The organism is Micrococcus sp. HG099 (genome assembly GCF_024723355.1).
In the GTDB taxonomy this organism is placed as follows: domain Bacteria; phylum Actinomycetota; class Actinomycetes; order Actinomycetales; family Micrococcaceae; genus Micrococcus; species Micrococcus endophyticus.
The window spans coordinates 16,899-27,788 of record NZ_JANQCJ010000018.1; the positions used below are offsets into that span (position 1 = coordinate 16,899).

Sequence of the window (10,890 nt, forward strand, 5' to 3'; positions counted from 1 at the left end):
CCCTCCCTAGGATGGGCGCATGACGCAGACCCCCTCCGCCACATTCGCCCTCGCCGACGCCGTCGAGCTCGTCCACGTGGTCCGCAACGGCTTCGTGGAGTCCCGCACCCCCGGGGCCGCCGTGGTCACCGGCCCGGACGGGACGGTGCTGGCCGCGCTCGGCCCCGTGGACGCCCTGATCTACCCGCGCTCCACGCTCAAGCCGTTCCAGGCCATCGCCTCGCTGCGCCACGGGGCGCGCCTGGAGGGCGAGGAGGTGGCGATCGCGTGCGGCTCCCACCGTGGCACGGCGGCGCACCGCGACCTCGCGGCACGGATCCTCGCCGAGGCCGGACTGTCCGCGGCGGACCTGCAGTGCCCGCCGGACTATCCGGCGGACGCCGCGGAGATCGTGCGGTTCGGCCAGGACCTCGAGCACGGCGCGGAGAAGACGCCCCTGGCGTACAACTGCTCCGGCAAGCACGCGGGCTTCCTGGCCGCGTGCGTGGCGGCGGGGCACGACGTGGGCACGTACCTCGAGCCCGACCACCCGCTGCAGACCGAGGTGGAGCGGGTCATCGAGGAGTACTGCGGCGAGCCCGTGGCCCACACGGGCACGGACGGCTGCGGGGCGCCGGCCGCCGTGCTGTCCCTGACGGCGCTGGCCCGGGGCATCGGGAAGGTGGCCTCCGCGCCGTCCCGTCGGGACGCGGAGATCCACGCGGCTACCGTGGCGAACGCGATGCTCGAGCACCCGTGGGCGGTGCACGGGCAGTCCAGCTCCAACACCGTGGTGATGCGCGAGCTGGGCGTCCTGGCCAAGCTCGGCGCGGACGGGGTGATGGTCATGGCCGCCCCGGACGGCACGGCCGTGGCCGTCAAGGCGCTCGACGGCGGCACGCGGGCCGGCAACCTCGTCGCGCTCGCGCTCCTGGCCCAGTTCGCCCCGGACCACGTGGACGCGGACCGGCTGCCCGCGGTGCTGGAGACGGTGGCCCCGAAGATCCTCGGCAAGGGCGAGCCTGTGGGCGCAGTGCGCCTGGCCCGCCCCGTCCTGGACCTGCTGGACTGAGCGGGCCGATGACCACCGGCTCCGTCCCCCGCCGCCGCATCCCCGTGCCCGAGGGGCACGCGGCGCTGACCTCGTGGGCGCGCACGCACGCGCAGGACCCTGCCGCCGCGGCCGCCCTGCCGCGCTCCACGCGGGCCACCGCCGTGCGCTTCGCGCTCGAAGAGCTCGCCACCCGCGTGCCCGGGAACGCGGTGGAAGTGCGGGTGCCGCCCTTCGGCGTCGCCCAGGCGATCCCCGGGCCCCGCCACACCCGCGGCACCCCGCCCAACGTGGTGGAGATGGACGCGGTGACGTGGCTGTCCCTGGCAACGGGGCTGCTGGGGTGGGCGGACGCCGTCGGGACCGGCGCGGTGCGCGCCTCCGGCACCCGCGCGGACCTCGGCGCGCACCTGCCGCTGATCCGGCCGTGAGACTCCTGTGACGCGGGTGACACACATGCCGAAAAGACTGGCCGAAAGTACTCCCTGTGAAATACCCCGGCCGAGACCATGATCTGCTCATCCGCACAGCGGTCAGGCTGGGGGTGGCCTGTGAGCATCCGCCCCCTCTGATGCATCCGATTCGGATGCCAGTCAGAGAGCTCATACCCATGAAGCGAATCCATACCGCCGTCGCCGCCGTCGTTGTGGCCGCGGCTGTCATCGCACCGGGGGCTTCGGCCGCGACGATCCACGAACACATCAACGACGGGGGCGCCGCTCTGGGCGGGGAGAACAAGTCCACCCTGGGGGCCATGAACGATGAAGCTTCCTCGCTGCGCGTGTACGGACGGACCGTGACGTTTGCTCAGGACGCGTACTACCGCGGCAATCGATTTGTCGCCTGGAAGGACCAGCCCGATCTGCGGCAGGCGAAGGTGCCCTTCTCTGTTTTCGCCACATGGACCGACGAGATCAGCAGCTGGTACGCCAGCTGATCACGATGGCGAGGGGGCGGCCACCTTCGGCCGCCCCCTCGCCATGTCGATTTCCCGTGCCACCATCGTTCACCAAGGATCGCTCTCCCCGAAGACCTGCTTCACCGCAGCTGCATTTGCCTCGATGGGTTCACTCCTGCTCTCCGCCTGTGGGGACGGGTCCGTCACCCCCGACCCGGATGCGGCGGCTCGCCTCGACAGGGACAGCGGGCAGGTGATCCTGCCCTTGGACGTCTACGCGATCACGCGCGCGGACGAAGATGTCATGACCCGCGCTCGCCGTGCCATTCTGCGCAGCTGTCTGCAGCCCAAGGGCCACAACGGTGTCGCCCCTCCAGCGTCCGCCGGCTCCCCCGAGGAGCGTCCCTACGGCCTGTGGCTGCCGAAATTCGCCGCATCGAACGGATTCGCACTCCAGCCGCTCGGCGACGCCCCGGATCTGACGCCGCCGCCCGGAGGCTGGAGCGACGAGGCGGATCCGACCTTCAACGCCGACTACGACCAGTGCGCATCCCACGTCATGGACCAGATGGAGAGCGTGTCCGGCCCACCGGTGAGCACTCAAAGCGCCGCCGGCGCGCTCGCCGTGGAGGCATCGTCCCTCGCTGCCGCCGACCCTCGGTGGACTGATGCCCGCGGCGAGTGGCAGCAATGCCTTCGCGACCGCGGCCTGACGCCGGAGGAGGGCGAGGGCGCCTGGGGCAGCATGGAATCCATGGTGCCGTGGTGGACGACGCCGTGGACGCCCTCTCCTCCCTGTCCTCGCGCTTCCTGCGGACGGTGCTGCTCATGGCGGCATTGGCCGTGGGCATCGGCGGGCTGCTCGCGGCCCTCGGGCTCACCCAGACCGCCGCCGCGCAGGCCCTGCACCTGCCCGTCCCCGAGTCCGGCGTCCTCGCCCCCGGCTACCGGGTGTGGATCGGCGGGACGGCCGTGGACGTGGCCGGGATCGTGCGCCCCACCGAGCGCGCCCCCACCCTGACCACCGCGCCGCTGGCCACCCCCGCCGTCCTCACCGGCGTGGGCGAGGCCGCCCCCGAGCTCGTCGTGCGCACCGAGACCGGCTTCCCCTACCCCGTCTCCCAGGCGGCCCCGCTGGCGATCGCCCCCGAGGCGCCCGGCAGCGCGTCCGTGCGGACCGTGGCCGACCTGCGGGAGCTGCGCGCCGGCGTCGCCGACGACCTCGGCGCGTTCGTCGGCGTGCGCTCCGCCGTGCTGCTCGTGCTCGCCGTGATCAGCGCGTCCACGGCCATGTACCTGTCCGTGCAGTCGAGGACCTCGGAGATCGCACTGCGGCGGGCCATCGGCTCGTCTCGAGGACTGATCGCCCGTGTCTTCCTCCTCGAGGGGACGCTCATCGGCCTGGCAGGCGGAGCGGTGGGGTCTGCGGTCGGCACCGCCGTGATCCTCGCCGTCTCCCAGTCCCGCGGCTGGGCCGCCGTGCTGCCGCCCACCGCCGTGCCCCTGGCCCTCGCGCTGGGACTCGCGGCCGGCGTCGTGAGCGCCCTCTACCCGGCATGGGTGGCGAGCCGCCAGCGTCCCGCAGACGCCCTGCGAGGGTGATCGGCGTAGGGCGTCCGCCCCACTGGATAGACTTCCCCGCATGACCTCCGGCCCCGCGCACCCCGCCGATCAGCACGCCTACACGGTCCGCCGCGCGCCGCGGCTGTCCGCGGTGCTCGCCGTGGCCGCCGTGCTCGGCATCCTGGCCGCCCTCGTGGCCACCACGGCCATCCACGCCTCCCCCAACCCGCCCGCGGACCCGTACTCCGGCATCCCCCTGTCCTTCGCGGACACCTTCGGCTTCGTGAGCCTGATCTCCCTGCTGGGCGCCGGCGTCCTGGGGCTGCTCGTGTGGCTCCTGCTGGACCGCCGCTCCCGCGCCACCACCCGCACCGTGGTCCTCGAGCGCACCGACGACCCCGCCGCGGCGGACGTCCGCCTGGACCGCTCCGCCGCGGACGCGCTCCGCAGCCGCACCACCCCCACCGAGAGGACCCCCGAGCAGTGATCGCATCGCGCACTCGACGAGGAGACGGCCGCCTGACCGCCGCCCTCGACCCCCAGGACCAGGGGCCCCAGGACGAATGCGGCGTCTTCGGCGTGTGGGCGCCCGGCGAGGAGGTCGCGAAGCTGGCCTACTACGGCCTCTACGCCCTGCAGCACCGCGGCCAGGAGTCCGCCGGCATCGCCGCCTCGGACGGCAAGCGCATCGGCGTCTACAAGGACATCGGCCTCGTCTCCCAGGTGTTCGACGAGTCCACCCTGGCCACCCTCACCGGCCACATCGCCGTCGGCCACTGCCGCTACTCCACCACCGGCGCCAACAAGTGGGCCAACGCCCAGCCCACCCTCGGCGCCACCGCCGGCGGGGACACCGTGGCCCTGGCCCACAACGGCAACCTCGTGAACTCCGCCGAGCTGCTGCGCATGGTCCAGGCCCGGGACGGGCTCCAGCTGCGCGGCGAGATGAAGCAGGGCAATACCACGGACACTGCCCTCGTCACCGCCCTGCTCCACGGCGAGGAGGGCCGCAAGCTCGAGGAGACCGCCCTCGAGCTGCTGCCCAAGGTCCGCGGCGCCTACTGCTTCGTGTTCATGGACGAGCACACGCTTTACGCCGCACGCGACCCGCACGGCGTCCGCCCCCTCGTGCTCGGCCGCCTCGAGCGCGGCTGGGTGGTGGCCTCCGAGCAGTCCGCCCTCGCCACCGTCGGCGCCTCCTTCATCCGCGAGGTCGAGCCCGGCGAGATGATCGCCATCGACGAGGAGGGCATCCGCTCCACCCGCTTCGCCGAGGCCACCCCCGCCGGCTGCGTGTTCGAGTACGTCTACCTCGCACGCCCGGACGCCTCCATCTCCGGCCGCTCCGTCTACGAGTCTCGCGTGGACATGGGACGGCGCCTCGCCCTCGAGGGGCCGGTGGACGCCGACGTCGTGATCCCCGTCCCCGAGTCCGGCACCCCCGCCGCCGTGGGCTACGCCGAGGCCTCCGGGCTGCCGTTCCGCCAGGGCTTCGTGAAGAACGCCTACGTGGGCCGCACCTTCATCCAGCCCTCTCAGACCCTGCGCCAGCTCGGCATCCGGCTCAAGCTCAACGTGCAGCCGTCCGTGGTGGCGGGCAAGCGCGTCGTCGTCGTGGACGACTCGATCGTGCGCGGCAACACCCAGCGCGCCATCGTGCGCATGCTCAAGGAGGCCGGCGCCGCCGAGGTGCACGTGAAGATCTCCTCGCCGCCCGTGAAGTGGCCCTGCTTCTACGGCATCGACTTCGCCTCCCGCGCCGAGCTGATCGCCAACGGCGCCGGCGTGGCCGAGATCGCCTCCTCCATCGGCGCCGACTCGCTGGGCTACATCAGCGAGGAGGCCATGATCGCCGCCACCGGCCAGCCCCGCGAGCGGCTGTGCACCGCCTGCTTCACCGGCACGTATCCCATCGAGCTGGCGGACGAGAGCGAGCGCGGCAAGTCCGTGCTCGAGACCGACGCCGGCTCCGCCGCCGCCGTCACCGTGACGGCCCCGGACGGGGACGCCACCACCGTGGCCTCCACCGGCTGCGAGCCCGGCCCCGACGCCGACGACGAGAAGCTCCTCACCGAGACGGACAGGACCCCGCTGTGACCGAGAACCAGAACACCGCCCACGACGCCCCCATCACCTATGCCTCCGCCGGCGTCGACGTGGAGGCCGGCGACCGCGCCGTCGAGCTCATGAAGGACGCCGTCAAGGCCACCCACTCCCCCGAGGTGATGGGCGGCATCGGCGGCTTCGCCGGCGTGTGGGACGCCTCGGCGCTGCTGCAGTACCGCAAGCCGCTGCTCACCACCTCCACGGACGGCGTGGGCACCAAGGTCGCCATCGCGCAGGCCATGGACAAGCACGACACCATCGGCCAGGACCTCGTGGGCATGGTGGTGGACGACATCGTGGTGGTCGGCGCCAAGCCCCTGTTCATGACCGACTACATCGCCTGCGGCAAGGTGGTCCCGGAGCGCATCGCGGACATCGTGCGCGGCGTGGCCGAGGGCTGCCGCCTCGCGGACACCGCCCTCGTGGGTGGCGAGACCGCCGAGCACCCGGGCCTGCTCGGCGTGGACGAGTACGACGTGGCCGGCGCCGCCACCGGCGTGGTCGAGGCCGACATGGTGCTCGGCGCCGACCGCGTGCAGACCGGCGACGTGGTCATCGGCATGGCCTCCTCCGGCATCCACTCCAACGGCTACTCCCTCGTGCGCCGCGTGGTCAACGCCGCCGGCTGGTCCCTGGACCGCGAGGTCTCCGAGCTCGGCCGCACCCTCGGTGAGGAGCTGCTCGAACCCACCCGCATCTACGCGCGCGCCTGCCTGGACCTCGTGCAGCGCCTCAACGGGCACGACGGCGGCTCCGGCCTGCCCGTCCGCGCGTTCAGCCACGTGACCGGCGGCGGCCTCGCCGCCAACCTGGCCCGCGTGCTCCCGCAGGGCCTGATGGCCACCGTGGAGCGCGAGACCTGGTCCCTGCCGCCCATGTTCCGCCTGCTCGCCGAGGCCGGCCGCGTCCCGCAGCCCGACCTGGAGCGCACGCTCAACCTCGGCGTGGGCATGGTGGCCGTGGTAGACCCGGAGATCGCCGCGAAGTCGATCTCCGTGCTCGTGGACGCCGGCATCGACGCCTGGGAGATGGGCACCATCGGCCACGTCACCGACGAGGCCGCCGGCGCCGGCCTGGACTTCGTCCAGGGCGCCAAGGGCGTCGACGGCGGCGCCGTCCTCATGCGGGGCGCCTACGCCGCCTGATCCGCGGCGGTTGCGCCGTCCCCCTCCCCCCACGCTTTCGTGCGGGGAACGGGAGCCTTCCCCGGCACTTTCGTGCGGGAAACGGGAGCCTCCCCTACGCGACGTACACGCGCCCGCCGAGGCGGGCCCGGTGCGCCAAGACCTCCGCCACGACCCTGCGGAAGTCGTCCCGCGCGTCATCCACGGTGGCCACGATCTGCGACCACCCCGCCCGGGCCCATCCCCCGTTCCGCCACGCGTCCACCGCCTGCTGCGCGGGATCGAGGTGGGGGTTGCCGTCGTAGTGGACCCCAGGCGCCAGGCGCGGCAGCCCAGGTCCGCGTCCGGCGAGCGCTGGCGCCCCGGGTGCAGGACCAGCTGCAGCTCCGGCTCTGGAAGCCCGGCGTGCAGCAACGCCAGGCGCAGGGCCGTCTCCGGGGGCGAGTCCGCCCCGGCGTGGATCAGCTCCAGCGCCGCACGCGCCGTCCGCGCCCCCTTGAACCGCCCGGACCGAGCCAGCCCCGCACGCAGCCGCAGGATCGTGGCACGCGGGGGCAGGCGGCCCTGCGGGGTCCAGATCCCGGTGACGACGGCGTCGCCCGCCGCCACGACCGGATCGAGATGGCCGGGGCGCACCAGCGCGGCGAGGTCCGCCCACGTGCGCTCGACGCTCGTCACGCGGATGCCGTGCAGGACCACCGCGTCCGCCTCCGGGACGCTGCGCGCGTGGCTGCGGACCTCCGGGCGCTCGCTGGCGCCGCGGCTGTGCGGGCGCGAGACGTGGACCCGCCCGTCGTCGACGAGGAAGGGCGGCACCGGGATGCCGTGCAGGAGCAGCGCGCTGAGGTGGGAGGCGACGCCCCGGGAGGCCGTGACGATCGCCGCCGTCTCCTCCGGGGCGAAGGCGACCGGGGGCTCCGCGTAGCCGAGGGCGCCCCAGTCGCCGGGGACGTCGTCGGCCCGCCGATGGACGCCGTGGGTGACGCGCCGGACGTCGGCGGCGCGCAGGCGGTCCGCGGGGAGGCCGGCCGCGCTCAGGTCCGCTCGGGTGAACAGCGGTCCGCCGGCGGCGACGACGTCGAGCGGCCGCGCGGGGACGGGCGGGCGGCGATCCTGGGGGCGGGGCAGGGACGTGGACGTGGACGTGGACATGGACATGCACCCAGCGTGGGCGCGTCAGGGGTGCGCACGGGGCGCGGCGGAGCCGGCTGGGGAGGAGAGCGGCCGACGCGCGGGGTGTGCAGGAGCGGCGAAGCCTCCCGTTTCCCGCACGAAAGGCCCGGGGAAGCCTCCCGTTTCCCGCACGAAAGGCCCGAGGAAGCCTCCCGTTTCCCACACGAAAGCGACGGGGCGGAGTGGGTCAGGCCGCGGTCGTGGGGACCAGCAGGTGGCGCGCCACCGCCACGATCAGCGCGACGACTGTGAGGATGAGCAGCCCGTCCACCGCGATGTAGAGGTAGTGCCAGGACGAGCCGCCGTCGTCGACCCCGGCCAGGACCCTGTCCGTGCGCCGGTTGAGGAACGGGCGGATCGCCACGGCCTTCACGGCCAGCAGCCCGGCGGCCGTCAGCCCGCCCAGCCACAGGCGGCCGGGGCCGGGCACGGTGAGCCCGCGCGGGCGGCCGAGGACGCGGGCCAGCGCGACCAGCAGCACCACCGCGAGGACGACCTCCACGAGGTTCATCGCGAAGAACACGCGGCGCCCGATGCCCAGCCCGAGCGGGATCGTGATGCCGGGCGCGGTGAACTTCAGCGGTGCCTCGATCAGCGAGATCCCGATCAGCAGGCCCAGCCACACCGCCGGCACGGCGAACAGGGCGGCGCGCGCCCACAACGGCCCGTCGGCGACGACGGCGCCCCCCGCCTGGCGGCGGACTCGTGCGCTGGGTGCCGGGTGACGGTGCGGATCGGTGGGGGTGCTCACGGGATCCATGATACTCGCATTTACCATGCAACTTTACGGAGCGGGCAGCCTCCCATTTCCCGCACGAAAGCACCGCCGAAGCCTCCCGTTTCCCGCACGAAAGTGCCGGGTCAGAGGCGGGAGTCGAGCCAGGCCAGCGCGTCGGCCACGGGGGCGCGCCAGCGCCAGCTCGCCTTGGGGTCGGCCCGCGTGGGCCCCAGGTTGATCAGCCCGGTGTCCTTGCCGGCCCGCTCGGCGCGCAGCACGAACCGGTAGCCGCTCATCACGGCCAGCGAGGTGCCCACGGCGAGCACGGCGCCGCCGTCGTCGGCCATGGCCTCGGCGGCCTCCCGGCGCGCCACGGGCACGGACTCGCCGAAGTACACGACGTCCGGCTTGAGCTCCACGGACCCGCAGCGCAGGCAGCCGACCATGGCGAACTCGTCCACCCAGTGCCGGTCGAGGGTGACGTCGCCGTCCGGGTTGACTGCCTCCGGGTCGATGCTCACGCGCTCCAGGTACCCCGGGTTCGCGGCCTCGAGCCGCACGTCCAGGTCGCGGCGGGACTCGGTGGCGCCGCAGTGCAGGCAGGCCACGCGGGCGAGGTCGCCGTGCAGCTCGATCAGCCGGTCCTCGGGCGCGCCCGCCTCCGCGGCGGCCTGCGCGTGCAGCCCGTCCACGTTCTGCGTGAGGATCCCGGCGACCAGTCCGCGCGCGGCCCAGCCGGCGAGGATCCGGTGCGTGGCGTTCGGGCGCGCCTGGTCCATGCGCCGCCAGCCCACGAACGATCGGGCCCAGTAGCGGTGCCGGGCGGCCGGGTCGTCCCGGAACTCCTGGTAGGTCATCGGCCGGTGCCGGTGCAGCGAGCCGTTCGGCCCGCGGTAGTCCGGGATGCCGGAGTCGGTGGAGACGCCCGCGCCGGTGATCACGAGCGGCCGGGTCTCCTCCAGCAGACGGAGCAGACCCCGAGACGCGGTCTCGGGGTCCTGCAGCGGTGCTGTCTCATCCACCACCCGGGCGATCGACCGCAGTGCGGCCTGGTGTCCGTCCAGGGCGGGGTGGCGTGCGGGCGTCATCGGGCCCGCGCGTCGTCGTCCTCATCGTCGTCCGCGTAGAGGTCCGCGTAGGGATCCTCGTACTCGGGCTCCTGGTCCAGCTCCGGCTCCGGGGCGCGCGTGCGCCCGCCCGTGAGCTCTCGCTCCAGTGCCGAGAGGTCCGTTCCGGGAGAGAAGTACTTCATCTCCCGTGCCTGCTTCGTGGCCTTCGCCTTCTGACGGCCGCGCCCCATGAGCGTGACCCCCTTCGCATCTCTCGCCGCCTCGGATCTGTGGCGCACAGGGGCCCGCCGAGGTACTCACTGGTCAATATGGTTCGTGCGGACAAGGATACATCACTCCCCCGCGGTCCCGGCCCCGGCCGGTGCGGCCCCAGCCCGCACCGCCGACCCGACCGCGGCGCCCCGCCGGGGGCCGCCCGCGGCCGCCCTCCCGGGGAGCGAGAGCCTCAGATCCAGCCCTCCTCCCACGCCCGCTCGGCGGCCTCGTGGCGGGTGCGCACGCCGAGCTTGCCCATGGCGTGGGAGAGGTGGTTGCGCACCGTGCCGGGCGCGAGGTGGAGCCGTTCGGCGATGTCCTCGACCCGCGCCGCCGTGCGTCCGGCGCGCAGCACGTCGAGCTCGCGGTCGGTGAGCGGGCTGCGCTCGCCCGAGAGCGCGGAGGCCGCGATCTCCGGGTCCACGTAGCGCCGCCCGGCCGCCACCTGGCGCAGGACGTCCGCGAGCGCCTCGGCCGGCGTCGACTTGGGCACGAACCCGGACACGCGCTCCGCGAGCGCCCGCCGCAGCACGCCGGGCCGCGCGTGGCGCGTGAAGATCACCACACGGGTGGGCACAGAGCGCAGGATCTCCCGCGCCGCCTCGACGCCGTCCAGCCCCGGCATCTCCAGGTCCAGCAGGCAGACGTCCGGCACGAGCGCGCGGGCAGCGGCGACGGCGTCGTCCCCCGTGCCGACGCCCGGCAGCACGTCGAGGTCCTCCTCGAGGGCCAGCAGGGCCTCCACGGCGCCGCGGATCAGTGCCTCGTCGTCGGCCACCAGCACGCGGATCATGCGTCCTCCCCCGTCGTCGTGGTCGGGTCCGTGCGCGTCGTCGCCCCTGACGACGACGGCACGGTCAGCTCGAGGCGGAACCCGCCGTCGTCGTCGGGCCCGGCGGACAGCCGCCCGCTGACCTCCGCGGCGCGGGCCGCGAGCCCGGCCAGGCCGGTGC

11 protein-coding genes are annotated in these 10,890 nt (G+C 74.0%); 7 read left to right on the forward strand and 4 right to left on the reverse strand.

Features of this window, described 5'->3' with window-relative positions; genetic code table 11:
* Nucleotides 1-19: 19 nt before the first annotated feature.
* The 7 genes from NWP10_RS03070 (at nucleotide 20) to purM (ending at nucleotide 6,742) form a co-directional block, all read left to right on the forward strand.
* Entirely contained in the window at nucleotides 20-1,051 is a 1,032-nt protein-coding gene (locus NWP10_RS03070) for an asparaginase (protein WP_017488729.1), read from the forward strand.
* Between the two features lie 8 nt (nucleotides 1,052-1,059).
* Nucleotides 1,060-1,461, forward strand: a complete 402-nt coding sequence (locus NWP10_RS03075) for a sterol carrier family protein (RefSeq protein WP_017488730.1) — start codon at nucleotides 1,060-1,062, stop codon at nucleotides 1,459-1,461.
* 179 nt (nucleotides 1,462-1,640) lie between these two features.
* A complete protein-coding gene (locus NWP10_RS03080; RefSeq protein ID WP_026106901.1) occupies nucleotides 1,641-1,967 on the forward strand; it encodes a hypothetical protein in 327 nt (108 codons plus the stop codon).
* A 723-nt stretch (nucleotides 1,968-2,690) separates the two neighbouring features.
* Entirely contained in the window at nucleotides 2,691-3,530 is an 840-nt protein-coding gene (locus tag NWP10_RS03085) for an ABC transporter permease (RefSeq protein WP_017488732.1), read from the forward strand.
* Nucleotides 3,531-3,570: 40 nt separating this feature from the next.
* Entirely contained in the window at nucleotides 3,571-3,978 is a 408-nt protein-coding gene (locus NWP10_RS03090; protein WP_017488733.1) for a hypothetical protein, read from the forward strand.
* A complete protein-coding gene (gene purF, locus NWP10_RS03095; protein WP_017488734.1) occupies nucleotides 3,975-5,588 on the forward strand; it encodes an amidophosphoribosyltransferase in 1,614 nt (537 codons plus the stop codon). The genes NWP10_RS03090 and purF overlap by 4 nt, the downstream gene beginning before the upstream one ends.
* The gene (purM, locus tag NWP10_RS03100; RefSeq protein ID WP_017488735.1) at nucleotides 5,585-6,742 is read left to right on the forward strand and encodes a phosphoribosylformylglycinamidine cyclo-ligase; all 1,158 of its coding nucleotides are present in this window, start codon (nucleotides 5,585-5,587) and stop codon (nucleotides 6,740-6,742) included. Before purF ends, purM begins: the two co-directional genes overlap by 4 nt.
* Nucleotides 6,743-8,081: 1,339 nt before the next feature.
* Here purM and NWP10_RS03105 read toward each other — a convergent pair.
* The 4 genes from NWP10_RS03105 to NWP10_RS03120 all read right to left on the reverse strand — a co-directional run bounded on the left by NWP10_RS03105 (nucleotide 8,082) and on the right by NWP10_RS03120 (nucleotide 10,730).
* Nucleotides 8,082-8,555: a hypothetical protein gene (locus NWP10_RS03105; RefSeq protein ID WP_017488738.1), complete on the reverse strand. Its 474-nt coding sequence runs from the start codon at nucleotides 8,553-8,555 to the stop codon at nucleotides 8,082-8,084.
* 200 nt (nucleotides 8,556-8,755) lie between these two features.
* On the reverse strand, nucleotides 8,756-9,700 hold the full coding sequence (locus NWP10_RS03110) for a Sir2 family NAD-dependent protein deacetylase (RefSeq protein ID WP_017488739.1): 945 nt from the start codon (nucleotides 9,698-9,700) through the stop codon (nucleotides 8,756-8,758).
* Nucleotides 9,697-9,912 carry a DUF3073 domain-containing protein gene (locus NWP10_RS03115; protein WP_017488740.1) on the reverse strand — a complete coding sequence of 72 codons (216 nt, stop codon included), beginning with the start codon at nucleotides 9,910-9,912 and terminating at the stop codon, nucleotides 9,697-9,699. Before NWP10_RS03115 ends, NWP10_RS03110 begins: the two co-directional genes overlap by 4 nt.
* Before the next feature lie 215 nt (nucleotides 9,913-10,127).
* Entirely contained in the window at nucleotides 10,128-10,730 is a 603-nt protein-coding gene (locus tag NWP10_RS03120) for a DNA-binding response regulator (protein ID WP_017488741.1), read from the reverse strand.
* Nucleotides 10,731-10,890: the final 160 nt, after the last annotated feature.